38 protein-coding genes and 2 pseudogenes are annotated in these 25,503 nt (G+C 25.9%); 25 read left to right on the top strand and 15 right to left on the bottom strand.

The annotated features are described in order from the left end of the window. Nucleotides 1–115: 115 nt before the first annotated feature. From VN21_RS13325 to VN21_RS13305, 5 genes and pseudogenes are all read right to left on the bottom strand, one after another. A complete protein-coding gene (locus VN21_RS13325) occupies nucleotides 116–433 on the bottom strand; it encodes a hypothetical protein (RefSeq protein WP_046823683.1) in 318 nt (105 codons plus the stop codon). Between the two features lie 222 nt (nucleotides 434–655). Next, the gene (locus VN21_RS13320; RefSeq protein WP_084822164.1) at nucleotides 656–913 is read right to left on the bottom strand and encodes an NUDIX hydrolase; all 258 of its coding nucleotides are present in this window, start codon (nucleotides 911–913) and stop codon (nucleotides 656–658) included. Nucleotides 914–1,135: 222 nt separating this feature from the next. Beyond that, a pseudogene (catA, locus tag VN21_RS13315) lies at nucleotides 1,136–1,759 on the bottom strand (type A chloramphenicol O-acetyltransferase). Between the two features lie 36 nt (nucleotides 1,760–1,795). Further along, nucleotides 1,796–2,188, bottom strand: a pseudogene (locus tag VN21_RS13310) (GNAT family N-acetyltransferase); the annotation flags it as partial. Nucleotides 2,189–2,397: 209 nt separating this feature from the next. Further along, a complete protein-coding gene (locus VN21_RS13305; RefSeq protein ID WP_046823682.1) occupies nucleotides 2,398–2,748 on the bottom strand; it encodes a hypothetical protein in 351 nt (116 codons plus the stop codon). Nucleotides 2,749–2,925: 177 nt separating this feature from the next. Between VN21_RS13305 and VN21_RS13300 the strand changes: the two genes are divergently transcribed. The 4 genes from VN21_RS13300 (at nucleotide 2,926) to VN21_RS13290 (ending at nucleotide 4,414) form a co-directional block, all read left to right on the top strand. Beyond that, nucleotides 2,926–3,174: a DUF1659 domain-containing protein gene (locus tag VN21_RS13300; protein WP_021430937.1), complete on the top strand. Its 249-nt coding sequence runs from the start codon at nucleotides 2,926–2,928 to the stop codon at nucleotides 3,172–3,174. A gap of 55 nt (nucleotides 3,175–3,229) precedes the next feature. After that, a complete protein-coding gene (locus VN21_RS13295) occupies nucleotides 3,230–3,463 on the top strand; it encodes a DUF2922 domain-containing protein (RefSeq protein ID WP_046823681.1) in 234 nt (77 codons plus the stop codon). Nucleotides 3,464–3,539: 76 nt separating this feature from the next. Next, nucleotides 3,540–3,695: a YvrJ family protein gene (locus VN21_RS18115; protein WP_021430642.1), complete on the top strand. Its 156-nt coding sequence runs from the start codon at nucleotides 3,540–3,542 to the stop codon at nucleotides 3,693–3,695. Between the two features lie 203 nt (nucleotides 3,696–3,898). After that, nucleotides 3,899–4,414, top strand: coding sequence for a hypothetical protein (locus VN21_RS13290; protein WP_046823680.1), 516 nt, complete (start codon nucleotides 3,899–3,901; stop codon nucleotides 4,412–4,414). Nucleotides 4,415–4,570: 156 nt separating this feature from the next. Here the strand turns inward: VN21_RS13290 and VN21_RS13285 are convergent, their stop codons facing one another. Continuing rightward, complete coding sequence (locus VN21_RS13285; RefSeq protein WP_046823679.1) at nucleotides 4,571–5,521, bottom strand: hypothetical protein; 951 nt, start codon at nucleotides 5,519–5,521, stop codon at nucleotides 4,571–4,573. 345 nt (nucleotides 5,522–5,866) lie between these two features. Here VN21_RS13285 and VN21_RS13280 point away from each other — a divergent pair, with 345 nt between their 5' ends. The 4 genes from VN21_RS13280 to VN21_RS13265 all read left to right on the top strand — a co-directional run bounded on the left by VN21_RS13280 (nucleotide 5,867) and on the right by VN21_RS13265 (nucleotide 7,807). Continuing rightward, a complete protein-coding gene (locus VN21_RS13280) occupies nucleotides 5,867–6,061 on the top strand; it encodes a DUF3784 domain-containing protein (protein ID WP_046823678.1) in 195 nt (64 codons plus the stop codon). Between the two features lie 323 nt (nucleotides 6,062–6,384). Then, the gene (locus tag VN21_RS13275; RefSeq protein ID WP_046823677.1) at nucleotides 6,385–6,810 is read left to right on the top strand and encodes a MarR family winged helix-turn-helix transcriptional regulator; all 426 of its coding nucleotides are present in this window, start codon (nucleotides 6,385–6,387) and stop codon (nucleotides 6,808–6,810) included. Between the two features lie 20 nt (nucleotides 6,811–6,830). Further along, nucleotides 6,831–7,394, top strand: a complete 564-nt coding sequence (locus VN21_RS13270) for a flavodoxin family protein (RefSeq protein ID WP_046823676.1) — start codon at nucleotides 6,831–6,833, stop codon at nucleotides 7,392–7,394. 113 nt (nucleotides 7,395–7,507) lie between these two features. Beyond that, on the top strand, nucleotides 7,508–7,807 hold the full coding sequence (locus tag VN21_RS13265) for a hypothetical protein (protein WP_046823675.1): 300 nt from the start codon (nucleotides 7,508–7,510) through the stop codon (nucleotides 7,805–7,807). A 195-nt stretch (nucleotides 7,808–8,002) separates the two neighbouring features. Here VN21_RS13265 and VN21_RS13260 read toward each other — a convergent pair whose 3' ends face one another. Both VN21_RS13260 and VN21_RS13255 read right to left on the bottom strand, forming a co-directional pair. Continuing rightward, nucleotides 8,003–8,206: a helix-turn-helix transcriptional regulator gene (locus VN21_RS13260; RefSeq protein ID WP_046823674.1), complete on the bottom strand. Its 204-nt coding sequence runs from the start codon at nucleotides 8,204–8,206 to the stop codon at nucleotides 8,003–8,005. A 5-nt stretch (nucleotides 8,207–8,211) separates the two neighbouring features. After that, entirely contained in the window at nucleotides 8,212–8,574 is a 363-nt protein-coding gene (locus VN21_RS13255) for a DUF3796 domain-containing protein (protein WP_046823673.1), read from the bottom strand. A gap of 239 nt (nucleotides 8,575–8,813) precedes the next feature. Between VN21_RS13255 and VN21_RS13250 the strand changes: the two genes are divergently transcribed. The 4 genes from VN21_RS13250 to abc-f all read left to right on the top strand — a co-directional run bounded on the left by VN21_RS13250 (nucleotide 8,814) and on the right by abc-f (nucleotide 12,234). Beyond that, nucleotides 8,814–9,125 carry a hypothetical protein gene (locus VN21_RS13250; RefSeq protein WP_046823672.1) on the top strand — a complete coding sequence of 104 codons (312 nt, stop codon included), beginning with the start codon at nucleotides 8,814–8,816 and terminating at the stop codon, nucleotides 9,123–9,125. A 171-nt stretch (nucleotides 9,126–9,296) separates the two neighbouring features. Beyond that, a complete protein-coding gene (locus VN21_RS13245; RefSeq protein ID WP_046823671.1) occupies nucleotides 9,297–9,548 on the top strand; it encodes a hypothetical protein in 252 nt (83 codons plus the stop codon). A 305-nt stretch (nucleotides 9,549–9,853) separates the two neighbouring features. Continuing rightward, nucleotides 9,854–10,024, top strand: a complete 171-nt coding sequence (locus VN21_RS18720; protein WP_021430925.1) for a hypothetical protein — start codon at nucleotides 9,854–9,856, stop codon at nucleotides 10,022–10,024. 644 nt (nucleotides 10,025–10,668) lie between these two features. Then, nucleotides 10,669–12,234: a ribosomal protection-like ABC-F family protein gene (gene abc-f / locus VN21_RS13240; RefSeq protein WP_046823670.1), complete on the top strand. Its 1,566-nt coding sequence runs from the start codon at nucleotides 10,669–10,671 to the stop codon at nucleotides 12,232–12,234. Nucleotides 12,235–12,315: 81 nt separating this feature from the next. On the opposite strand, the gene zupT is transcribed toward abc-f, so the two are convergent. Next, nucleotides 12,316–13,137: a zinc transporter ZupT gene (zupT, locus tag VN21_RS13235; RefSeq protein ID WP_046823669.1), complete on the bottom strand. Its 822-nt coding sequence runs from the start codon at nucleotides 13,135–13,137 to the stop codon at nucleotides 12,316–12,318. A gap of 262 nt (nucleotides 13,138–13,399) precedes the next feature. On the opposite strand from zupT, the gene VN21_RS13230 reads away from it, so the two are divergent. The 6 genes from VN21_RS13230 (at nucleotide 13,400) to VN21_RS13210 (ending at nucleotide 16,459) form a co-directional block, all read left to right on the top strand. Next, entirely contained in the window at nucleotides 13,400–14,077 is a 678-nt protein-coding gene (locus VN21_RS13230; RefSeq protein ID WP_046823668.1) for a hypothetical protein, read from the top strand. Nucleotides 14,078–14,187: 110 nt separating this feature from the next. Next, on the top strand, nucleotides 14,188–14,388 hold the full coding sequence (locus tag VN21_RS13225) for a cold-shock protein (protein WP_035117250.1): 201 nt from the start codon (nucleotides 14,188–14,190) through the stop codon (nucleotides 14,386–14,388). Between the two features lie 265 nt (nucleotides 14,389–14,653). Next, entirely contained in the window at nucleotides 14,654–14,815 is a 162-nt protein-coding gene (locus VN21_RS18715; RefSeq protein ID WP_161794402.1) for a hypothetical protein, read from the top strand. Nucleotides 14,816–14,877: 62 nt separating this feature from the next. Then, nucleotides 14,878–15,180 carry a hypothetical protein gene (locus tag VN21_RS13220; RefSeq protein WP_046823667.1) on the top strand — a complete coding sequence of 101 codons (303 nt, stop codon included), beginning with the start codon at nucleotides 14,878–14,880 and terminating at the stop codon, nucleotides 15,178–15,180. Nucleotides 15,181–15,305: 125 nt separating this feature from the next. Continuing rightward, on the top strand, nucleotides 15,306–15,836 hold the full coding sequence (locus tag VN21_RS13215) for a helix-turn-helix domain-containing protein (RefSeq protein WP_046823666.1): 531 nt from the start codon (nucleotides 15,306–15,308) through the stop codon (nucleotides 15,834–15,836). 164 nt (nucleotides 15,837–16,000) lie between these two features. After that, nucleotides 16,001–16,459 (top strand): GNAT family N-acetyltransferase, encoded by a 459-nt coding sequence (locus VN21_RS13210; protein ID WP_046823665.1) that lies wholly within the window; start codon nucleotides 16,001–16,003, stop codon nucleotides 16,457–16,459. A 51-nt stretch (nucleotides 16,460–16,510) separates the two neighbouring features. Here the strand turns inward: VN21_RS13210 and VN21_RS13205 are convergent, their stop codons facing one another. Beyond that, nucleotides 16,511–17,155 carry an HAD family hydrolase gene (locus VN21_RS13205; protein ID WP_046823664.1) on the bottom strand — a complete coding sequence of 215 codons (645 nt, stop codon included), beginning with the start codon at nucleotides 17,153–17,155 and terminating at the stop codon, nucleotides 16,511–16,513. 213 nt (nucleotides 17,156–17,368) lie between these two features. Here VN21_RS13205 and VN21_RS13200 point away from each other — a divergent pair, with 213 nt between their 5' ends. After that, a complete protein-coding gene (locus tag VN21_RS13200) occupies nucleotides 17,369–17,923 on the top strand; it encodes a nucleotidyltransferase family protein (protein WP_046823663.1) in 555 nt (184 codons plus the stop codon). Nucleotides 17,924–18,069: 146 nt separating this feature from the next. Here the strand turns inward: VN21_RS13200 and VN21_RS13195 are convergent, their stop codons facing one another. After that, nucleotides 18,070–18,606 carry a flavin reductase family protein gene (locus VN21_RS13195; RefSeq protein ID WP_046823662.1) on the bottom strand — a complete coding sequence of 179 codons (537 nt, stop codon included), beginning with the start codon at nucleotides 18,604–18,606 and terminating at the stop codon, nucleotides 18,070–18,072. A gap of 123 nt (nucleotides 18,607–18,729) precedes the next feature. On the opposite strand from VN21_RS13195, the gene VN21_RS13190 reads away from it, so the two are divergent. Both VN21_RS13190 and VN21_RS13185 read left to right on the top strand, forming a co-directional pair. After that, nucleotides 18,730–19,065: a winged helix-turn-helix transcriptional regulator gene (locus VN21_RS13190; protein ID WP_046823661.1), complete on the top strand. Its 336-nt coding sequence runs from the start codon at nucleotides 18,730–18,732 to the stop codon at nucleotides 19,063–19,065. Between the two features lie 146 nt (nucleotides 19,066–19,211). After that, a complete protein-coding gene (locus tag VN21_RS13185) occupies nucleotides 19,212–20,237 on the top strand; it encodes a threonine aldolase family protein (protein ID WP_046823660.1) in 1,026 nt (341 codons plus the stop codon). Between the two features lie 204 nt (nucleotides 20,238–20,441). Here the strand turns inward: VN21_RS13185 and VN21_RS19485 are convergent, their stop codons facing one another. Continuing rightward, nucleotides 20,442–20,642, bottom strand: coding sequence for a CPBP family glutamic-type intramembrane protease (locus tag VN21_RS19485; RefSeq protein WP_226896710.1), 201 nt, complete (start codon nucleotides 20,640–20,642; stop codon nucleotides 20,442–20,444). Nucleotides 20,643–20,783: 141 nt separating this feature from the next. Next, nucleotides 20,784–21,122 (bottom strand): hypothetical protein, encoded by a 339-nt coding sequence (locus tag VN21_RS13180; protein WP_046823659.1) that lies wholly within the window; start codon nucleotides 21,120–21,122, stop codon nucleotides 20,784–20,786. Nucleotides 21,123–21,675: 553 nt separating this feature from the next. Here VN21_RS13180 and VN21_RS18710 point away from each other — a divergent pair. From VN21_RS18710 to VN21_RS13170, 3 genes are all read left to right on the top strand, one after another. After that, on the top strand, nucleotides 21,676–21,840 hold the full coding sequence (locus VN21_RS18710; RefSeq protein WP_161794401.1) for a hypothetical protein: 165 nt from the start codon (nucleotides 21,676–21,678) through the stop codon (nucleotides 21,838–21,840). Between the two features lie 324 nt (nucleotides 21,841–22,164). Beyond that, a complete protein-coding gene (locus VN21_RS13175; protein ID WP_046823658.1) occupies nucleotides 22,165–23,079 on the top strand; it encodes a CPBP family intramembrane glutamic endopeptidase in 915 nt (304 codons plus the stop codon). A 418-nt stretch (nucleotides 23,080–23,497) separates the two neighbouring features. Next, nucleotides 23,498–23,731 (top strand): hypothetical protein, encoded by a 234-nt coding sequence (locus VN21_RS13170; RefSeq protein ID WP_046823657.1) that lies wholly within the window; start codon nucleotides 23,498–23,500, stop codon nucleotides 23,729–23,731. Between the two features lie 267 nt (nucleotides 23,732–23,998). Here VN21_RS13170 and VN21_RS19120 read toward each other — a convergent pair whose 3' ends face one another. After that, nucleotides 23,999–24,322, bottom strand: coding sequence for a YidC/Oxa1 family membrane protein insertase (locus VN21_RS19120; RefSeq protein ID WP_226896709.1), 324 nt, complete (start codon nucleotides 24,320–24,322; stop codon nucleotides 23,999–24,001). Beyond that, entirely contained in the window at nucleotides 24,303–24,650 is a 348-nt protein-coding gene (locus VN21_RS19115) for a YidC/Oxa1 family membrane protein insertase (RefSeq protein WP_226896708.1), read from the bottom strand. Before VN21_RS19115 ends, VN21_RS19120 begins: the two co-directional genes overlap by 20 nt. A gap of 524 nt (nucleotides 24,651–25,174) precedes the next feature. Here VN21_RS19115 and VN21_RS13160 point away from each other — a divergent pair. Next, nucleotides 25,175–25,503: hypothetical protein (locus VN21_RS13160; protein WP_332840884.1), on the top strand; the 329-nt coding region annotated here is incomplete at its 3' end.

Here is a 25,503-nt window from a genome sequence, read left to right as displayed (position 1 = left end):
AAATCAAATAGATTATTTTTTTAATAGAATAGAAAGTTATAACCAATTTGTTTAACTATTTGTATTTATATATAAATTTGCAATAAAAAAGACACATATTTTTATGTGTCTAATATTAAATCTTAAATAATTGTTTTTTAAAACTTTCAAATTCTGTTTTGATTTTATTTAAATCTATATTCTCTCCGACATCTTCTATAAAATTTAACTCTAAAAGTAAATTTATATTATTATCTAAAACCTCTCTTGTCCATCCTTTAGGTTCCATAAGCTCATATATGTATTTTGTATCTATCCCATCTTCAAAGTTTGATATAAGGGCATATAAAAGCCTGCTGTCTACATCCAGTATATTTACTAAACTATCATGCACCATCACAATATTGTTAATGTTTTTATAGATTAAATCTATTCTTATATTTTTAACTACCATATAATCACCCTTTTTTTAATATTAATACCTAAAAAATTAACTTTAATTCATAAACTTTCTTATAATCTCAATTATTTAATTTGAAAATATCTAAGATCTTTTCTAGTTTTATTAAATAATTGACTTAAATTTCTTTTCCTAAACATGTTTAACTGAATAATTATTAGCTCAAAATTATATATCTATATATAGAATTTAACTTATCTAGTATGTGAATTTTTGCTAGTTCTCATAAACTTCACGCTCTGCTGCCAATTGGATTGTATCCCCTGATACAGCACTACCTCCAACAGTAATGTCCCACATGTTTGGCCATCCATCTTTAAATGGCTGCCTTTGTTGAATTAGCATTTTGCCTTCTAAATTAAAAATACATACATGAACTACTAGATGATAAGTGTTTTCTTTAAATTGACTACCCATTACCATTGTTTCACCAGTTTTAATTCTGTCTTTATCATACAAATCCCAGATTTCCATATGTTCACCTCTCAGAATAGATACAATTGTACCTAAATATGTTTAAAAGAATGTCCAAAAAATCTTTTATGGGCATTTATATTTAAATTATATATGTATTTTGAAACTCCTTTTCTTTGGTTAATTTAACTTAAGTTAAATTAAAAACTGTACATGTAATTTTAATTTCATGTACAGTCAGTTATGTAAATTTAATATGCTAAAATACATATTAAATTTAACTTATTCTTCTATTAACTTTTGTAATTCATTTACAAAACGGCATACATGGAAACCATCGCATACTGCATGATGAACCTGTATTGCTAACGGCATCAGATATTGTCCATTTACTTCAGAATACTTGCCCATTGTAAAAATAGGCAATAAATAATTATATCATTTTTGTAAATTTAAGTTGAATCCCTCAAATGTTGTCCATGGAATCATTGACACTGGAAAATTATTTGTAGGTATATTCGGTTTTGCAATCATGCCTTTTACTGAACTGAAGAGTTCTATATCTTTTTCATATGACTTACAAAAGGCATCATAATCATCAGAGTACTCTGTCCAAATATTAGTAAAGGTTTCGGTATCTTGATTAAATACTGTATAACAAGGAATCATTTCATTAAAAACACCTAACTCTCCATCCATATTAAAAGCAGTTCTAAATTCACTATGATTATTAACTACTTTTGTAATGAAATATAACATTGTTGGATATATTTTCTTATTTGAATTTTTAATTTTTGTAATATCTAACTTAACAGTCATGCTGTATGTACAGGGAACTTCAGAAAAGTAATGTTCAAAATACTCTTTTCTATTCCAAGTTTCTTTATTTATGATTTTAAAGCTCATTAATAACTTTTCCTTTCTAATTTATATTTGTGTTTATTATAACTTCTTAGATAGATACAGGTTTAGATCATCATCATTTTTACAATCACAATATTGTTCTAAAACTTTATCCTTGTACCAAACACCACTTCCATCAGGAATATACCCTCTCTTTACGTACAATCTTTGAGCAGAACCATATCCATAATGGAGTCCAACACCTAAGCATATTTCATTAGAATATTCTTTAACTTTATTTTCCATATAATCAAGTATGGCTGTTCCAACTCCTCTACGTTGATATTTTTCAAGTATATTGAAATCATAAATGATTGGAGTATTTTTATTTGCAAAGGGACCATTTTCAGCATTTTGAACAAGGGTTGCATACCCTAATACTTGATTATTACAAGCAGCAACAAAAACTTTACGTTTTCCAGATTGTTGTTCACTATAGTACTGATCAAATAATGAAACAGGCTTGTTCTACCCCTGAGATTTAAAAGCTTTATAAAACTCTAACGAATCCGAGTCAATCATATTTCTAATTAATATATCCAAAACAAATCCCCCTAACTATGTAGACTTATGTAATTAAAAATTAACTACGATAATTATTAATTACATAAGCACTTTCAAATCCCTTTTCTTTGATACCTCTATTTAATCGAATCTTGAATATATGATAATGAAATTGTCATTGCATCAATTATTTTTTTTAGACGAGTATATGTTCCTGTTCCTTCTTTTGAATTAAGCATAGCTTTTTTGCTTTTATTGATAATAGATGTTATTTGAGTTACTGCTTTTAAAAGTTCATCTTGTGTATAATCATTATTTTGATTTGTAATTAAAGACTGTGAAATAGATAAAGCTTTTATACGATTTCGAGAAAGGGATAGTTGTGGCGAACCTTCTTTGAATTTAGGTTGTATTTTTTCACAGTTAATAATTGTAGATTTTATAATTTTTAAAGTATCTTCTATTTGTTGGTCAGTATATTTACTCATCAGATGTCTCCTTATTCATTGTTTTATGTATGATTATAAATTATAAAACATAAATGCACTCAAAAACTTTTTTCAGAAAAATTTTTTTGCCTATATAATTCTCAAATATCTTTTGGGACTTAATCATTTGTCTAAATTACACTTAAGTTAAATTAACTTTTAAAAGGAGGAATGAAAATGGCAGATATGAAATTAGCTCCAAACGCTTCAGAAGTTGCTCAAATGTCAGCTTTAAGAATCAAATATGATTGCGGTTTAGGTGACAATGGAAGAACAATAGTTAAAACTAGAAGTTTTTCAAATATTAAACACGATGCAAAAGTTGTTGATGTTTACAATGTAGCTGAGATATTAAACGGTCTACAAAAGCATGACGTACTATCTGTAGTAAAAATAGATAATACAGAATTAACACCAGAAAATTAAAATTCGCTTCGAGACTTTGTCCGTTGCTTAAAACAATAAGAAAGGGGATTTAAAAATGAGAAATATAGAAACTAGATTATTAATGGTTTTCTCTACAACTCTTGGAAGAAAAGTAAGCTTATTTGTATCAGATCCTAAAGAAGATATATCTGAAGCAGAAATAAAAGAGGCTATGGATCAAATAGTTGCTAAAAATGTATTTGCGCCTAGATTCGGAGAAGAACTTGAAACAGCTTTAGAAGCAAAAGTAGTTCAAACTGCAACTACTGGATATGACTTAGTTATATAGTAACACATGGAACGTCTCTTTGAACTTCTGAGGGGCGTTCTAATCAATTTAAAAGTTTAATTGGAGGAATAAATCGATGGAACTAGATTTAATGGCTCTAGTGTCAAATTTAGGTTTCCCTGCTATCGTTACAATGTATTTGTTAATTAGAATAGAAGGTAAGCTTGAAAATTTGAGTACTAGTATAAATTCATTAAGTAGTAATATATATGAATTAAATAATAAAAAGTAGGAAGTGTATCAATTGAAATTTTCTTTAGGATATGCTTCCTATTTTTTATTATGAATACTTATTTTATACATAAATTCGATAAAATTGATTATATTTAGACACAAATAGCATAATTATTGAATATTATAATTATGTAAACTGATAATGTTTTCAAAATGAGTTTATAATATAAATTTAGTACAAGGACAGGTGAAATAATATATATGTCATATAAAAATACAAACCATTGCTGCAATACAGATTGTAACCATTGTGTAAGTTATATACCTTGTTTTGGACCAGCAGGGCCAGCTGGAGCAACTTCTACAAATCAATTTTTATCACTAGGTGCACCTTCAGGAGTAGACCCATTACCAAATGTTCAAACTCCTATAACATTTGATAATATAAATGCTTCTAATGGAGGAGATATAGCTGCCATTGTTCCTACAAACACTGTAACATTAGCTCCAAATCATAGCTATTATGTTTCATATACAGTTAATACATCTGGAGATGGAGTTAATACAGAAGTTCTTTCAACAATTCTTTTATTAAATGGAAATAATATACCGTATAGCGGTACAGGTAATGAAGGCGCTTCAGCTGTAAGTACGTCAGGAGGAACTGTTATAACGGTAGGTTCTTCTGCAGCTACATTACAACTTGTAGCATCTGTTCCAAGTGGAGGCACATTAACTTTAGAAAATGCAGATTTATCTATTGTAGAACTATCATAAATATTTTTAACTTATTTTATATATATAAGTACTTGTAATATTTATATATGAATTGAATAATAGGAATCAAAAAGTGTATCAATTTAATTAAATTGATACACTTCTTAATATATAATTAAATTTAAGAATATAATTTAGGATCTAATTGATATTATCTTAATCAATTACTGTTATAGAGTTAACTGACACAACTTTTTTAGATATAACTCCATGAACAACATGTAAATTATCACCTTGTTTTATAGAATAATCTTCTGGCGATGTAAACTCTAATTTTCTTTCTTTATTAAAATCTGTAACGGTAATACAATAATAATGACCATTTTTAGTAGTTGATTTATATATTTCTGTACAAATGCCATCTAAAGAAGTAAACAAATTAAATGTACTATCAATAAAAGAAAGTAAGTGAAATGGCATAAAGTATAAAATGAATACACAAAAAACTAAAAAAGCAGGTGTATGTATAAATCTAATGAAAAATAAAGAAATTATTGTTACATAGAAAATACTTTTAGCTAATATCTTTTTCCTATACTTAAATTCTATGTTTTCTTTTGGATCATACCAAATTTTATATTTCCAAAATCCACTTTTTTTATTAACATCTCCATGAGAATCAGCAATCATACTTTCAAGCCATATGGTTTTTCTATCATAGAAACAGGCTGTAAAATATACTTTCATTCCGAAACAGATTAGTAAGCTCATAAATGTAGAACACAAACCTGTGATAATCAAGGTTTTATCTTTGGTAATATATAAAACAGTTAAATTTATCATTATTGTTATTATTATAAATAACTTGTGTATTTTAAGTTTTTCATTTATTTTATTACTTTTATTTTCATCTTCAATTATATAAATTTCATTTAAAATACTTTGTAGTCCATAGCCTAAAAATGATAATACTATAAGAATAAACATAAATAGAAATATGTAAGACTCTCCGTTTTCTCCATAAGTATTACTTTCAGGCATACACATGGGTACATTTTTTAATATTATTCCAGAGCTTATTAAGCTTTCTATTGGAAATATTAAAAATATAAAATATAAAAGATATAAAAATCCACATATTTTTGCTGCGTCATATTTTGATTGCAAAACTATCTACCCCCTATACATAGTTTGGAAATTTTGAAATAATAATATATTTGATAAATTGCTTTATATTTTGATTGAAACAAACTAGTTTTATCAGTAATAGTTCTTTTTAAATGCATTTTATATTATAACAAACATATAAATCTGAATTTTAAATTTGGACTAAAGCATATAATTTCTGGACTAAAACATAACTATCTTAAAATATTTACTCTATGTTTACATAAATATAAAGCTTTTATAGTCCAAACAAATGAATTTTAAGGTTTTATAAAATAAGTTTTATAAAATGAGTTGAAATTTTATAAGAATATATACATTCTTAAACTAAGGAGGTGAATTAATTTGGAAAATGCAACACTAGCTATGTCTTTTGCACTATTTGTTTTATCTAGTATATTTTTTATTTTTAAGGATAGGGTATCAGTTTTGATACAAGGGTATTATTTTATTTCTAAAAATCAAAGAGATTTATATGATGAATTTAAATTAAGCAAAGACTACGGAATTATACTTTTTAAATATGGATTAATACTTTGATTGGGGCACTAGGATATATATTTATTGCTAAACCAATATTATGGATAGCATCTACTATTTGGGTTATATATGTTGCGAAAACTGTTGTTACTTTCAATTTTGATAATTATAAATGTAACAAGGTTTAAAATTTCACTGTATGAAGTAGTTATATATTTTATACAAAGTTAATATCCTTAGAATTCAAATAAATAAATTTTAAGGGTATTTTACTACTTAGATTTAAAAACTTCTTAATATTCAATTAAAATTTATCTTGATTAATTATAAATAGTACTATATAGTACTATTTGTGATTATAGTTTACACATGGAGGTTTTAAATTGAATAATAAAGGCGGTTTTTTAATAAATAAAGTAAACTTCTTATCGGGAAGAATTTTCAACAAATTAATGAAAGAGCATAAAAACTTAGATATTAACCATGCTCAAGGTAAAATTTTATTTGTAATTAGTAGATATAACGAACTTTCTATAAATGATTTATGTAAAGAACTTTCGCTTAGCAAATCAACGTTAACAAGCATGTTAGATCGGTTAGAAGATAAAGGTTATATATTAAAGAGATCATCTGAAAAAGATAAGAGAATTACATTAATTTCTAACACTAAAAAAGCAGATGAAAGTATTGAAATATTCAATGATGTAATAACTAAAATGAATGCTAAGTTTTATGATGGATTTGAGGAAGAAGATATAAAAAGGTTTGAAAATTATTTAGAAAAAATATATTTTAATCTAGAAAAATAAGTTAAATAGGAGAAGATGAAATGACAAAGGTAGTAGTATTTATGGGGAGTCCAAGAAAAAAAGGTAATGTAGATACAATACTTGATGAGATAATAAGAGGCGTGAATGATAATGGAGCTGAGGTAAAAAAGTATTATCTAAATGATATGAATATCAAAGGATGTCAAGGGTGCTTATATTGCAGAAAAACTCCTAGTTGTGCGCTTAAAGATGATATGGTAGAAGTATATGAGGATATAAAAAGTGTTGAATATGTTATCATTGGATCTCCAGTATATATATGTCAAGTATCAGCTCAAACTAAGTTACTTTTAGATAGACTTTATCCTCTAACAGAAATAAATAAGGCTAAGCACACTCCGAGATTTGGTGAAAAGAAGTTAATAATGGTTTATACTCAAGCCGCTCCAATTTCATTTTTATTTAAAAAGTATTTTAGATATACTGTAAAACATTTAAAGGGAATGGGGTTAAATCACTACAAGACTATAATAGCTACAAAAGCATTTGAAAGAGATTCAACTAAGCATAATTCTAAAATTCTAAAGAAAGCTTATAATCTTGGAGTTAAAATTTCTTTATAGTTATTTAAAAAGTTTATATTTAGAATCTAATTTGTAAGTATATTTACATTTATATATGATTATGAGACTGTTATAAAGTATTGAATTTTATAATATAAAAAGGGTGGGTTTGTATGAATAATTTTAGTTTTATATACTATTTTTTCATGATTTTATTTTTAATATTAACCATTTTTATTTTACCAAAAAGGATTATAGATATGGTTTCAAAAGATTTAAATAAAACTGAAATAAATGATGATATTAAAAAAATAATAGTTAAATCTAGGCTTTTCTTTATAGGTTTTTTTGCTATAACGTACTTTAGTTACTTTAAAAACATATCTATTGAGTTAATAATTATAGTAGGATTAGTTACATATTTATTGACACCTAAATTTATTTTAAATATAAAAGATAGACTTAAATTGTAATGTTAATAGCTTGTTTTTTATTGGAATTTCAATGATATTTAGCGTGTGTTTTTATTAGAATTAAAAATACAAAAAATAAATGGTTAAACAAATTATAAAACAAATACTAATTTAATTTGTTTTATAATTTGTTTAACCATTTTAGGTTTAGTATATATTTTAAATATAGAGATTTTATTTAACAGTTACTTATAATTAAAACTCAAATATGAACAACGCATCTATAGGAGTATTTAACTCTTTTGAAATCCTAACAGCTAATTCAAGTGAAGGATTATACTTAGCATTTTCTAAACGAGCTATAGTTTCTCTTCTTACATTAACTCTCTTAGCCAACTCTTCTTGAGTTAACTCATTAAATTGACGATATTTTTTCAAATTACTAATGAATATTGGCATAAACTTTAATTTCCTGTATCAAATTTATAAGTTAAAAATGCCCATAAATTTACTGATATTGCAAAAGTAAGTGATAGTATTAATATTTGCAATTTATAAAGTGATAATAAATCTGATGTATATAGTCTAATTGCATAACTTGATAAAATCGCTATAACAAATCCTGTGTAAAGAGCTATAGTTCCAGCTCTATGCTTATTAGCAATCAATCTTTCATCTTCACAATCTCCCAGCTTACTCCACCAAATATGAGAAAGTTGTGCAAAGAACATAAACCATAAAAGACCTAAGGGGTCACTATTTATATGTTTTATACCTAATAATCCGAAGAATGCAAATAAAACTGAATACTTGTTTAATTTTTTCATAAATATCCCTCCATTAACGTGATATATTTATATCTTTATATTACATATATATCACAGCGGTTTTTATATTATGACTAAAAATAAAACAGACCTATGATGTTCTTAGTTGTTTTTAGGTAGTTATTTTAAAATATTTAAATAGAAATACAATATGAAATTTAATATTATATATAATATAGTCAAAGCCTAAGATTGTTATAGGATGTAACGTAATGTATTAAATTTGAAAGGGGGATATCATGAAAAAAATATTATCTATAGTATTGCCAAGTATTTTAATACTTCCAATAACTTTATGGGGTAGAGCTGATAAAAATATATTAGTTGGATTGTTTTTACTATTTCCAATTATATTTATCATACAAGGAATAATGTGTTCTAATTTTAAAAATGAATTGATTATAGGATTTCTTTTATCTTCAATAGCATTTATTATTCCTGTAAATTTATGGTTTAATATGGGAAGTTGTATTGAATTATTAATAACATATAATATTTTAGGTATAATAAGTTTTTTAGTTAAGAAGAAAGTATCTTCTAGAAACAGTTAATATAATTTATACTTATCTAATATACAATATTAACATATTGAGAATTAGTACTTGGCATTTATCATGAAATTGAATAATAGAGATGAGAATTATAATTGGTCTAGTTGTATATATCGATACGAAAATCAATTTAAATGTAAAAATAGGTTAGAACAATAGGGGGGGGATAAAATGGTAATAGTTTCTTTGCTAATGGTTTTATTTATTATAGGGTGTATATATTATTTACAAGAATTTTTATCTAAGAAAAAAAGCAAAGTACCAGGGCTTATTTTACCTGGTGTAGCTTTTCTAAATTCACTTGTATATTTACTTCAGGCAACAACATTTAAGATAGGATTAACAGCTTTTATTTCTACTAGCATTCCAACAATTTTACTGTTAGGAATTTACTTAAGTTGTAGAAAGAAAGTAAGATCGTAGCTAGTATATAAATATAGTAATTGCAATAAAAAGATATAGATAATTGAACAAATAGAATGGCAAATAGAATAACTAATTGTAAAACAAATTGTGATTGTAATTATTATTATATTTGTAAAACAATTTGAATTAAAAACTGTATAACAAATACAAATGCCCCCTTAGAATATAGAGAATAGTATTTTAAGGGGGTTTTACTATATATTTTAATCCAGAATAAACACATATTAATCCAATTTATACTTTTTTAAAATTTAAAATGTTAATATGAGTTATTACATTTAAATTTCACAGGAGGCGTCTTTATGAAAAATATTTCTAAAAATCTTAAGTCAAAATTAGGCATAATAGGATTTATATTAGTAGATTTATATTTAATCATTTCTTCTGAAAATAATTCAAGAATTGCATTGTGTTTGATATCACTATTTATTTTTATTAGAATTATATTTGCTTCAAAAAACAAATGTAATTAATCTATACTGGTCTTAAAATGTAAATTTAGATACTAGTCCATATAAGGGGATTAGTAAAGAAAAAACCAAATCTAAAGAGACCTCAATATAAATTTAAGTAATAGTTATAATTTAAAGCCCATACAATCTAAATAAGTGGATGTATAGGGCTTTTTTAGTGCATAAAATAAAAAACCTATGGACAACATACTTAAATAGGCATATTATATTAATAAATAAACATATAAGAGGTGATTAGGTATAATGAACAGATAATTTTATTCAATTATTTAAAAAGTTTATAGATATTAAATAAGTATTTTTAGATACTTTTATTTTTGAGCTTATAAACTGTCTTAAATTAAGAATAAGATTAATTCATTGAAACCTTAAATCAAACTTCTTTATGAAATTGTTTTATGAGAGTATTAAAATAAAAATTTATATCTTGATATATACAATGTGTTTAAGCTTGATTTGCTTACATAAAATTTATATTATAGTTCTTATTTTTTAACTTTCAGCTATATAACTTATATTTATATAGTTTCAATAAAATGATTTGTGTTTCATATTTAAAATCAATCTTTCTTAATTTAAGTGTAATTTACTTTAAATTTAAGGAAGTTTTTTTATGCAAAAAACTTTCGTAAGGAGGAATATATATGGCACAAATAAACGTAGTCAATTTGACTTTTAGTTACGATACACACGTAGATGATATTTTCAAAAATGCATCTTTTTCTATAGATACAAACTGGAAAATAGGGCTTATAGGAAGGAATGGAAGGGGTAAAACTACACTTTTAAATCTATTTATGAAGAAATTTAAATACTCAGGTACTATATCTTCTCCCGTAGACTTTGAGTACTTTCCATTTCATATAGAAAATAAAGATAGAACTTCTCTTGAAGTAATTAGAAACACAATAGCTCCATTTACAACTTGGGAGGAATTAATGAATGAGTATGTAAATGACGAAGAAAAGTTAGATCAGTATGGAGATATTTTAGAAAAATACATTGAAAATGATGGATATATAATAAATGAATTAATAGAAAAAGAAATAAGAAAGATGAAATTAGAAGTTGAAATACTTGAAAGAAACTTCTCTACTTTAAGTTTTGGGGAACAAACAAAGTTACTTTTTGTTGGCTTGTTTTTAAGGAAAAATCACTTTTTACTAATTGATGAACCAACAAATCATTTAGACATAGAAGGTAGAGAGGTCATATCAAATTATCTAGCATCAAAATCTGGGTTTATATTAATTTCTCACGATAGATCCTTTTTAGATAAGATAGTTGATCACGTGCTATCTATAAACAAGGCAAACATAGAAGTTCAAAGAGGTAACTTCTCAACTTGGCAACTTAACAAGGATAGACAAGATGAGTTTGAAAAGCTTGAAAATGAAAAACTTAAAAAAGATATTAAAAGACTTCAAGAGGCAGCAAAGCAAAAAGCTAGTTGGTCAGATAAAACAGAAGCATCAAAGATTGGAAATGGACCTACTGACAGAGGCTTTATTGGGCATAAGGCTGCTAAGATGATGAAAAGGGCTAAATCTATTGAGAAAAGGCAAAATAATGCTATTGAAGAAAAATCTAAGTTACTTAAAAACTTAGAGAATTATGATAATCTCATATTAAAAACTAGTGAAGATATAGAAGAGAAAATATTGACACTTAACAATTTAAGCATTAGATATGATGATAAAGTATTGTTTAAAGATGTTAATCTAAAAATAAAGGCAGGCGATAGAGTTTGGTTAAAAGGTAGTAATGGATCTGGGAAATCAAGTCTTATAAAACTAATTCTTGGTGAAGATATTTCTTATGATGGAGATATTTATAAGTGTAAAAACATTTCATATGTTTCTCAAGATACATCTTATCTTGAAGGAAATGTTGATGAACTAGCAAGAAAGTATAGTGTAGACTTAAATCATTTAAAATCAAATCTTTATAAAATGGGGTTTGAAAGTATTCAGTTTGAAAAAGATGTAAGTACTTGGAGCGAAGGTCAAAAGAAAAAGCTTTTGATTGCTAAAAGTCTTTGTGATCGTGCTAGTTTTTACATTTGGGATGAACCTTTAAACTTTATTGATGTTATAAGTCGTATGCAAATTGAGGATTTGATTTTATCAGTTCAGCCTACTATGTTATTTGTAGAACATGATGAGTTCTTTGGAGAAAGAATTTCAACTAAAGTACTTGAACTTGAATAATAAATAAAATTAAACAAATGGTGTAACAAATTCAATTTTAAATTGTTTTATAATTTGTTACACCATTTTATTTTTAAATTTTTACATAAATAAAAATAAACTTATCGCCATAACTAGCATTCCAAAAACTAAACCATAGATAGAATAATGTCCGTCATCATATTCTTTAGCTAAAGGTAGTAATTCATCAATAGAAATAAATACCATTATGCCTGCAACAGATGCAAATAATATACCGAATACGGTGTTATTCATAATTGGCATTAAAATCATATAACCAACTAATGCTCCCACAGGTTCGGCTAATCCAGAAATAAATGAATATAAAAAGGCTTTTTTTCTACTACCCGTTGCATAATAAATTGGAACAGATACAGAAATTCCTTCCGGAATATTATGGATAGCTATTGCAACAACTATGGGTATAGCTATAGTTGAATCTTGAAGTGCAGCGATAAAAGTTGCTAGACCTTCAGGGAAATTATGAATAGCTATTGCTAATGCTGTAAAAATTCCAGTTCTCATTAATTTCATTTTAGCTTTTGGTGTATTTAAACTATTTGAAGAGATTTGATCTAATTCCTCAACATCCCTTACTTCATGGGGGTTAGTATCCTTTGGTATAAATTTATCTATTAAGGCTATAACTAAAATCCCTCCAAAAAAACCTAGTATGGTAGCGCCAGTTCCCATTTTATCTCCAAATGATAATGATAAAGAATCTTTAGCCTTAACAAATATTTCAATCATTGAAACATATATCATAACACCTGCTGAAAAACCTAGGCTACAAGACAAGAAATTTTTATTAGTATTCTTAGAAAAAAAGGCAATGAAACTTCCGATTCCAGTTGATAGTCCTGCAATTAATGTAAGTAAAAAAGCAAATCCAATGTTATCCATAAGCCCTCCTTAAATTAAAAATGATTTATAAATGATAATTATTATCATTTATAAAATTATAGCATGATAATACTATAAAGTATATTAAAAATTTCAGTATGCAAAATAAAACTCTATTTGATTAACAATCTGTTTTATCATTTAAGAAACTACTTATTATTTTTATGTTTTAGGCAAATTAGCTAAAGTTGGAGCTTTAACAAGTCGTACATTTATAATGAACTATGTTAAAAAGGGAGTTATTAAATAAGGGGATGAATATATGAATATTTTAAACGTGAGTAGTGAGAGTTATATATTAAAAAGTTACAACAGTAGCTCTTTAAAAAATATAAAAATTAATGGGACTGCTAATAAAAAAGATAGAGGTATACCTTTAAAAGAAATACATATTTTTAATAAAGGTAAGCAGTTAGCTCGAGAAAACTTAGATGCTACATATAACTCAAGTATAAATCACAAATTTCAAGAATCTCTAGAACACAAGTTATCGCAACTTACTGAAATAAAGAGTATGATTGAAAATAAAGATAAAGAAAATACTAAATTTGATCTTAATATAAAGAGTACAGATAAAATTAAATCTAAGAAAGATATATCTATAAGTGAAGAAGAGAATTTATTTAGCGAAGAACAAATTAATCTTGAAGATATAAATAAAAAGATATCTGAAACTAAAAGTGAATTAAAGGATAGTAAAGTTTTAGCTAAAGAGTTAAGTCAACAGTCTGAGATCATTGATGATAAAATATCTATGTATAAAAAAATGTATGGTAATGATATGTTCCAGATGGCGGAGAAAGAGGTAATTTTAAAAAAGGTATATGATACTCGAAACAATCCACTAATCAATGAGCTAAAGCGTACTGGTAATGAAATTATAGAACTTGAATCTCAAATAAAAGATAAATTAAATAAAGATCAAGAGCCAAAAAAATAGTATTATTAATAAAAAGCTATCTATTATTATTAATCTGTGCTATAATAATATTTGTAGCAATACACAAATAAAATTAAGAGACCTAGAAATAGGTTCATAGGAGTTTTTTAATGATGAATGGAACAGTAAAATGGTTTAACAATGAAAAAGGATTTGGTTTTATATCAGTAGAAGGTGGAGAAGACGTATTCGTACATTTCTCAGCTATACAAACTGATGGATTCAAATCATTAGAAGAAGGTCAAAAAGTAAACTTTAATGTAGTTGAAGGTGCTAGAGGTCCTCAAGCAGAGAATGTAACTATATTATAATATATATATATATGTTCGGAAAAAAGACACATCGTGTGTCTTTTTTTTATGCCTAATTTAAGATTTAATATTCACCACAATCTAAAATAAGTATATTTACTTAAATACATATCTTTTATATTTTAACCCTCGATAAACTAATCTTAGTCCATTTTTGACCTTTTATGCACTTTATTTTGTATAATTACTAACTAAACTTTAAAATCAATTTTTTTTAATTTACATAAGTAAGAGACTAGATGATATATAGGATTTTATATCTAGATTGAATGGAGTGATAGTTAGAATGATAGAGTATAATGATTTGAAGATGATAGATTGGATAATAAATAAAAAGATAAATAGGGTAGTTCACCATTGCTTAGTAGCAACACTATATATATCAATGGTTGTGCTATATATTATTGCATATAATTCGGGTATGTAAAATTCAATAAGTTTTTAGATTTTATATAAATGGTAATAGATATTACTTTAGGAGGTACTACTATGGTTAAATTTTTTGCGTTTTTTTTAATACTTGGGGGATTTGGATTCATATTAAGCAGTATTGTATTTAAATACATACTTAGTAAAAAATACTTTAGTAAATATTCAGATCCTCATAAGTATATTAATTTATCATTTTTTTTGATATTTATTTCAGGGATAGCTTATATTGTTATAGGGGTATGTTCTTTATACATAAACGGGACTATTCTTTTAGGTGTTATATCGTTAATCCCATTAGTAATTTTAACTCTATCGTCAAAGATAAATAAAGCGTTTGGAATTAAAGGTAATAAGTCGTAAAATTTGTTGTTAGAACTAACTAGAAATGTGTTTCCAGTTTGAGAAATAGCTATATGAAAGACTTTGGATAGATTATTTTTAGATGTAAGATTAATCTAATAATACATTTAGTTTAAGGAGGAGTTATGAAAATAAGCACAATAATAAAACAACGAAGATTAGATTTGAATTTAACTCAAGAGCAAGTAGCGGAACAAATTTTTGTTTCTACGAAATCAATTTCAAATTGGGAGAATGACAAGAATTTTCCGGATATAGAAAGTTTAGTTCGACTTGCAAAACTTTATGACTTGTCCTTAGATAGTTTATTATTGGAGGGATCAGATATCGTAAAAGAGATAAAGAAAAAAGAAAAAGTGTATGAACTACAGAAAATAAGTTTAATTGGTCCGCAATTAACAAATGTATTTTTGATGTTAATGCTTTTTTTACCTAACATTTTCAAGGAATTTTATATGTCCGACTATATGTATGGTTTACTTGTATTAGTTATAGCATCTAATGCTATAACAGGGTTTTATTTTATTAATAAATTAGATAAATATAATTTTAGAGAAAATGGGAACAAAACACTTATATCAATTCAAATAGTAGGCTCTATTCTATTTTTCGTATTTTTAGGATTTACTACGGTAACAAGTATATTGCTTAAATAAAGATCTTACAGATTAATAAATCGTAAACTCTACTTTTGGGCATTTTTAATAGATATATTTCAATATGTTTTAATGAATAGTTAATTTTAATTACGTAATATATAATTGAATTAATAAGTATATCATTCAATTGATGTGAAAATAGAGATTGATAGGGGGAAAAAATGAATATTATATCTGTTAAAAAGCAGCCAGAGTATGCTTCGGCAGCAATAAAATACTTTCAAGAAAAGTGGGCAAGTGAAGACAGTCTAAAAGTATATGAAGATTGTATAAATAACTGTATAACAGCAAAGGGGGCACTTCCGCAGTGGTATCTTCTTTATAACGATAATGAAATTGTTGGGTGTGCAGGTTTAATTACCAATGATTTTATCAGTAGAATGGACTTATATCCTTGGATTTGTGCATTATATATTGAAGAAAAATACCGTGGGAACTCTTACGGTAAGCTACTACTTGAGGAGGCAAAGAAAGATTCAAAAGAGGGTGGTTTTGATAAATTATATTTATGTACTGATCATATCGGATATTATGAACGTTATGACTTCAACTACATAGGTACTGGGTATCATCCATGGGGTGAGGAATCACGTATATATGAAGCAACACTTAATAAATAAAACTAAAGCCCTTAGAATCTAAATAAATAGATTATAAGGGCTTATTTATTTTTAGTATGAAGAACTAGAAACTTCAGCATTTACTAAGTCACAAACTTCTTTTGGATTATTAAAGCTCATTTTTGCATCTGAACAAGAAACTCCTGAGTTATTCCAAGCTACCAAACCTGATATAACACCTGCATTATTTGCACATTGAATATCAGTTGTCATATCACCAATATAAATACATGAATCTTTATCTGCTCCTGTTAATTCCATATATTTAAACAGTGGATCTGGGTATGGCTTGTGATTTTCTGTATCATCTTCTAAAACGATAGTTGTAAAAAATTCCTCTAAATTAAACTTTCTAAAGTACTTATCATACTCATTTTTACTTCTTGATGATACAGCTCCTAAAGAACAATTATTTTCTTTTAAAAATTCAAGCATTTCCTTTGCACCATCAAAAAAGTCTGCATCAGAACAATACTTTTCGTAATTTACTTGCCATTTACATATATAATTTTTATCAACGTTAGCATTCAATTTTTTAAGACCTATATCTGTTGTAACCCCTAATACCACTCTTATTTCCTCTAATGTGTATTCATATCCATATTCTTTTAATGTATCTTGCCATGTTTTTAATATAGCATTTTCTGTATCAATTAATGTTCCATCTAAATCAAATATATAATGTTTTAAATTCATATTGATTGTCCCCCTGTAAATTGTTATTTTTTAAACTACTTTATTTAAGATAACTATACCATAACCTTATATATTGATATAGAAATATAATTTAGAACATGAAAAATGTAGATTTAAAATGGTAATCAAAAATTTATTTTTTAGATTAATGGTAGAGAATAGATTTGATATAATTAAGAGTATACGAAATCTAGAAATTTACTGGAGGAACTTATGAATAATTTAGTTTTAAAGAAGGTTGCAAAGTCTTTAAATGATTTTAATTGTATGTGGGCAATTGGTGGGTCTACGCTATTGAATCATTATGGACTAGTAGAGGAGCCTAAAGATATAGATATATTGGTTAATCCTAAAGATACAGAAAATGTGAAATTAGCAATGAATAAAATAGGTAAGCCGCTTGAGACCATAAATAACAGTGATAAATTTAAGTCTGATGATTTTTTTAGATACGATGTAGATGGTACAGAAGTTGAGTTTATGGTTGGTTTTAGAATAAAATGTGAAGACAGTTTATATGAAGTTATATTTGATGAAGAATCAATCGTTTCAACGGTTTTAAAGGATGAAGTTAAAATTAATCTAATGTCACTTGAAGATTGGTTTGTAATTTATCATATTCTAGGTGATCCTAAGAATAGAACTCATTTGATAAGTAAATATTTCGAGAATAACGGAGTAAGTCATAAGAATATATTAATCCGTAATCTGAATTTACAAATGCCTGAATATATTAAAAATGAAATTTTAAATTTAATCAGTTACTAAATTGAAATTTAAGGAAATGATTAGATTTTAATTTATAAACTGTTGAACGTTTAATCATGATATATATTTAGTACTGAAAAGCCATAGAATTGATACTATGGCTTATTTTATTTATATTCTTTAGATTTTTTTAGTAAAATATTAAGCTATTCTATGATATACGCATTAACAATTTCACCGTAGTATATTGTATGAAAATCTCTATTAGCTCCATGATATGAACTTTCTACATCTTGTGGGTAAGATTTATTTTTTATTTCTTCACTAATTGCATTCTCATCTTGTTTTTGTTTATATATAATTTTACACTCCAAAGTTAAAGGAAGTTCTTTTATTCCTGGAACTGAAATAATGTTTGGTGATTCAAGCGATAAGTTAAGCTCACTAATCTTATCAGTCGTACTACCAGATTTTGTACCACATATTCCTAATATATTTTTATTAAAATCCCCAAGAGGTACATTTATAGTAAATTCAGGATTTTTATCCAGTTGTTGTTTTGTGAAACGATTCTCTCGTACGAATACCGTAAATATTGGGTTTCCCCATTTTACACCTAAAGTTCCCCATGAAATAGTCATAGTGTTGACCTTATCGCCTACCTTTGTTGTTAATAAAACCCCGCTTTGTAAAGCTTTCATAATTTCATTTGAGTAATCAAATACATTTATTTCTTTTTTCATAATATAAAACTCCTTCAGTATTTTTTTGTTCTTGCTACATCTTTATAACTAATTATATAATTAAAATTAAATAATAATAGTATGCACTTTTTTGTAAGATACTATCAAAAAGGAGAGTGTTACATGAAACCACTAGAAAACACTAAAAAAAGAGAAGTAAATATAAAACCTTTCGCTTACACGATGTCTATGATTGGTGGCAAGTGGAAAATGCATATATTATTCTGGCTTTGGCATAAGGAGGTTCTAAGATATAACGAATTAAAGCGAAACTTAGAATGTGTTACACATAAAATGTTAAGCAGTCAATTAAAGGAATTGGAGCGAGATGGATTAATAATTAGAAAAGAGTATCCTCAAGTACCTCCTAAAGTAGAATATAGTTTATCTGATAAAGGAAAAAGTCTTATGCCAATTTTAAGCGAAGTTTGTCATTGGGGATATAAATATGTAGATTAGATTAGGATAACATTATATAACGATCCTCAAAATTACTCATTATTTTGCATAAAGTTAATATCATTAAATTGAAATTTAATTAATAATTTATGTATAATATGTATAATATTAAAATTATAGGTAATATTCTAAAATTGGAGGTAGTTATGTATAGTTTTTTAAATGATTATAGTGAAGGAGCACATGAAAATATACTCAATGCTCTAATTAGTAGTAATTTGAAACAAAGTGCTGGTTATGGTTTAGATGAACACTGTGAAGAAGCGAAGGTTATACTAAAAAAAGTACTTAAAAACAATAAAATAGACATCCATTTTATGACAGGCGGTACTCAAACAAATTTAATTTGTATATCCTCATTCCTTAAGCAATATGAAGCGGTTATTGCAGTTGATACTGGGCATATTGCTACTCATGAAACGGGGGCTATTGAAGCCTGTGGGCATAAAGTAATTACTACTAAAAGCAACGATGGAAAGTTATGTAAGGAAATTATAGGAAAAATTTTAAAAACTCACAATAATGAACATATGGTAAAGCCTAAATTAGTATATATTTCGAATTCTACAGAGATAGGAACCATATATACTAAAGAAGAACTAACTAGCTTATATAACTACTGTAAGGAAAAAGATTTAATTTTATTCATTGATGGTGCAAGAATGGGGGCTGCTATCACGAGTAAAAAAAATAACTTAGAGTTAAGTAATTTAGTAAATTTATGTGATGCATTTTATATAGGTGGAACAAAAAATGGTGCATTACTTGGCGAGGCATTGATAATATGCAATGATAGATTAAAAGAAGACTTCAGATACAATATAAAGCAAAAAGGAGCTCTACTTGCTAAAGGAAGGCTTCTTGGTATACAATTTATAGAACTATTTAAGGAGGGTTTATTCTTTGATTTAGCTAATCATGCTAATGAAATGGCATTATTAATCCAGGATGCGCTAATTAAAGAAGGATATACTCTATTAATAGAATCACCAACAAATCAGATTTTTCCTATAATGCCTAATTCATCAATAGAAAAATTAAAGGAAAAATATGATTTTCATATATGGGAAGAATATGATGAAAACCATACTGTAATAAGACTTGTTACATCATGGGCTACAGATAAAGATAAGGTTTTATCATTTATTAAAGACTTAAAAAATTTAAAATGATATAGAGATGATATTAAATATTAAATAAGATAATAAAAATGAGGAGCTATATAAGTTTCTCATTTTTTAATATGTTCAAAAAACATATATTTTATTGAATATATTTTTAATCATAAAATTTGGGATAATCAAATAAAGAAGTTCTATAAATTGTTATGTTCTAAAATTTCTATTTTAATATTGAATTAGGATAAATAAATGACATTAATAGATTATAGGATTATCACCCATTAATTTAGGTAGTATTAATATCACAAGCAAATTGAATATTACATGTAAAAGTATACTTCCTGATAACGACTCTGAATACATATAAATTAGAGCTAAAGCTATTCTTAATATAAAAGTATATATTCCTTGGACAATATTTAAATGAGATATACAAAAAACTAATGCTTGTCCAATACTGCAAATGTTAGGCTATAATTTTTTGAAATATACAAATATAATATATCTAAATATTGTTTCTTTAAATACAGGTATTAGAATTATTAGTATAATCAATTGAATTAAAGAATTACGTGCAGACTGTATTTGACTTAGTGTCTATATGTAACTTGGAATTATTTTAATTAATATCTGAGTTAAACTTTGCAAAATAATACTTAATCCAATTCCAAATAAAGTAATATTTAATGTATATTTAAAGTTTATGTTTTTAATAATCTTTTTACTTAATAATTTTTTACCATAAATAGAGTATATTAATTGTAATAAAATTAATGTAATTACATGTCCTACAAAAACTATTATATACGTATATTCATTTATTTTATTAGAATCCTTCAAAAAAATCATTCCTACAATTGAAACTAATGCGAATATACCTTGATTTAGTACAATTAACCCTAAACATAACCATATTGACTTTAAAAAATTTTTCATAACTACACCTCCTAAATTATACCATTCTAAATATTACAGCTTTTAGTATTTTTATCTGCCATTTAAGTATATTGTTGTTTTAAAACTACTTTATTAAGATAGCAATATCATAACCTTATATATTTTTATTTATTAACTTAATGTTAGATATCATATTTGATATAATTAAGAATATATGAAATGCAGAAATTTACTTGAGGGACTTAGGAATAAGTTAGTTTTAAAGAAGGTTACAAAACCTCTAAATGAGTTTAACTTAACCTAAAGATACAGAAAATGTGAAATTAGCAATAAATAAAATAGGTAAGCCGCTTGAGACCATAAATAACAGTGATAAATTTAAGTCTGATGACTTTAAAAATAGAACTCATTTGATAAGTAAATATTTCGAGAAGAAAGGAGTAAGTTATAAGAATATATTAATCCGTAATCTGAATTTACAAATGCCTGAATATATTACAAATGAAATTTTAAATTTAATCAGTTACTAAATTTATGATTAGAACTTAACTGATGACTTATTAAACTAATAAAATATATATTGGAGGTAAATATGAGTAAATTAATTTGTACTAAATGCAAAAAAGAAATAAATGAAGGAGATAAATTTGTAGTAGAGCTTGTGATGCCAAATGGATTTACAATGCCAGTTGGTAAATTAGATACAATATTAGAAAAAAAATCGATTAGTATACATTGTGAAGAATGTAGAGAATAGTCTATAAATTTTGTTATGTATTTTACATAAAGTTAAAGCCCTTAAAATTCATTTATTTGGATTTTAAGGGCTTTTTTAGTACTACTTTTGAAATAAGTTTTTATAGTATTTACTTAAATTTTACCATTTTAGGCTAAATAAAAGCTATTTTAGTCCACTTTTAAAGTTGGTTTAATTTTATATGTTAAAATAATTTTGTATTTATTAAATATATAAAAATCACTAACTATACTAGCGATTTTTATTCCAGGAGTAGACGAAATTTTAAAATTTTAACGTAGATATTACAGTGCATATATGGTTTTAACAAAAGGAGAATATAGTATGTATATGAAAAATGAAAGTTTAATGAATAAGGCCCGTAGGGCAAAAAAGTTACCAAGTATAGCTTGGGCAATTGTATTAACATTTCTTATTATGGATTTTGGTGCTTTTTTCGGTCAAATTCCATTTAAAATTATATCATTTTTTAGTTTTGCGAATACAAGCCTTCAAAACGAAAATCTTATAACTTTATTATTTGAATTACTTAGTTTCTTTGGTATATCACTACTTGTATATATAAGAGTAGTTAAAATTGAAGAGAGGCCTTTTTCTTCTATTGGATTTTGTAAAGAAGGATGGATAAAGAAATACTTAACTGGATTTATGGTAGGTGCTATATTGACTGTTTCAGAAGTAGTTTTATTGTATTCTTTTGGACTGATAAGTGTAGAGCATAGCCCTAGCCAACCAGTAGGATTGTCTGCTATAAAGTACATAATTATAATATTAATTGGATGGATAGTTCAGAGTTCGGCTGAAGAAATTGTAACTCGAGGATGGCTTATGAATGTTTTAAGTGCTAAGTATAATGGATGGGTAGGTTTAATTGTATCATCCACTTACTTTGGTTTTATGCATGGATTTAATCCTAATATTAGCTATATAGCGGTTATAAATTTAGTTTTAGCAGGATTTTTATTTGGACTTTACGTTTTAAAAACTAATGACCTTTGGGGAGCTTGTGGACTTCATTGTGCTTGGAACTTCTTTATGGGAAACATATTTGGGTTTGAAGTTAGTGGGACTAGTGCATCTGTAGGTACTTTATTTGATTTAAATTTAATTGGAAACCCATCAATTTCTGGTGGAAAGTTTGGACCTGAAGGAGGCATTTGTGAAACTATTATAATAATATTAGCTATAATAGTTATTATTTGTTTAGATAAGAAAAACTTCTTTAAACAATATGAATAAGACCTTATTTAATATAATTAAGGCACACTAAGAAGTGTGCCTTTTTAATTTATCAAATTATAAAAGAGTTAAATTCTAAGTTTTATCCATTTAGCGAATTTTCTCCACTCGTCTCCTGAAAATATAGATATTACAAAGTCTGAAATAATTACTCCTATTTCTAAAACTAATTCCACAATTAAAACCTCCTTTTAAACATACTATACTTAAAGTATATCCAATAAAACCTATCTATAGTGAGCTCATATAAAAACCTTAATATATAAATTCAAGATAAGGGCAGATATATTAAAATACAAATCAATTAGATTGAACGTATTTTTATTAGGTTAATTGAAATTCTGCTATGATTTAATTAAAAAGGTGGATAGTTTAAATTTAGTTTGTAAAATTAAAGTTAGGAGGTACAGTTAAGGATATGAATGATATAATACAAATAATATTCACGGTTATAGTGGTGTGTACGATTATAATTACAATGATAAAAGTGATGAAGAAAAGTGACAAGAAAAATTATAAATCTGAAGGGATGATGATTGGATTTACAATCGGTGCAATTTCTGGTTATTATATAATGAATTCACTTATATGTGCGACTATAGGCATGTTTTTGGGGATTGAAATTGGGAAAATAATAAAAAGAAATAGTTAAAATGATAATATTGTATAATCTAAATTAATTTAGATATGCTAATTTTGTGTTCAAAAAACATATGATTTAGCTAACATCTCTATTTAATAACACATTTAAAAAATTAATATATAGACTGCACAAGAAATCAAAAATACCTTTAAGCCTAGTTTCGAACAAAGTTAATACTTTTAGAGTCCAAATAAATGGTGTCTAACGGAATTTTGATACTACTTCTGAAGTAAGTTTTTCTGAACGAGGAAAAAGCACTCCTAGGAGTGCTTTTATTTATTCTAATGCCAATTTATTTTTTGATTTAAAATAAATTCTAAAGCATATATCTTCAATTAATGCGTAAGCACCACTAGTTATAAAATATAAACCTAATGCAACTGGTGTTCTTGCAGTTAATATAAAACTCATAACTACTGTGATTATAGCCATATGTTTATTAAGGGCTACTTGAGAACTAGTCTTAAAATAAGGTATATAGTTTATTGAATTTGGAGCTAACATTATTAATGTATATATACAAGGTATTATAAATAAATTATCAGACATGCTTAAGTTATTTATCCAAGGAACTATAGAACTAGAAAAATCCTGTGGCATACATTGAAAATGTTCTATAAAGCGCAAATACTATTGGCATTTGAAGCAATAAAGTAGAACATCCCAACATACTTTTCATGCTCTCAGTTGCATGTAATTGCATCTGCTTTTCAAGCTCAGTAGGATTATTTTTATATTGTTCCTTTAAGGTACTCATCTTATCAGCCATGTCTTGTTGTTTTCTCATAGAGAGTTTTTGTTTCATAGATAACGGCATAAGTATTAATTTAACCATTAATGTTACAACGACTATTGCAACCCCTAAATCTCCTGTAAAACTAAATAATATACTTAGTAAATCTTGTAATATACTTGAAATGAAATTCATTTTATTTTCTCCTTTTAATTATAATTTAATATTTTGGATTAAAAAAATTTCATTTCAAATTAGAATAGACTACAATACCTCCAAACATCGTATTTCTGAAATACAAAATACTGTTTTGGTATTAAATTATAAAAATACTCTAGCCTATTATAAAAAACAGTCTTTATAAAAGTATCATTAATTTTAGAACATATAGATTCTTTACAGAAGTAAACTAGAGATCCTATTATGGAAATTAAAAATGCCGCATAGATTAATATATAAATTATATTATCTATATCAGGTCTCATTATTTCACCTCACTTCACAATTTTAATTTTATGTATTTTATATAAAGATAATATACATAGAATCGAAAAGATGAATTCTAAGAGCAGTTTGATATAATTAACATATTAAACATTTAGGAGGAGTAGAAGAATGATAGTTTTAATTGGAGGGAGCTCACATTCTGGAAAAACATTATTATCTCAAAAACTACTTGATAAGTATAAGTATCGTATATATCTATAGATCATTTAAAAATGGGACTTATACGAAGTGGCAATACTGACTTAACCCCTGAAGATGATGATAAATTAACGGATTATCTTTGGCCTATTGTTAGAGAAATAGTAAAAACAGCTATTGAAAATAAACAAAATCTCATTATAGAAGGGTGCTATATTCCATTTAATTGGAAAGATAGTTTTGATAAAAATTACGCTAAACAAATAAAGTATATTTGCCTTATAATGACTAAAAAGTATATAGAAGATAATTTTTCAGATATAAAAAATTATGCAAATATTATAGAAGAACGTTTAGATGATTTGAGTTGTATAAAAGAAGAGCTTATAAAAGATAATGGGTT

Source organism: Paraclostridium benzoelyticum (assembly GCF_001006285.1).
Classification (GTDB): domain Bacteria; phylum Bacillota; class Clostridia; order Peptostreptococcales; family Peptostreptococcaceae; genus Paraclostridium; species Paraclostridium benzoelyticum.
Note: the sequence above shows the minus strand (reverse complement) of the source record. Positions and strands in the feature narration are given on the sequence as shown.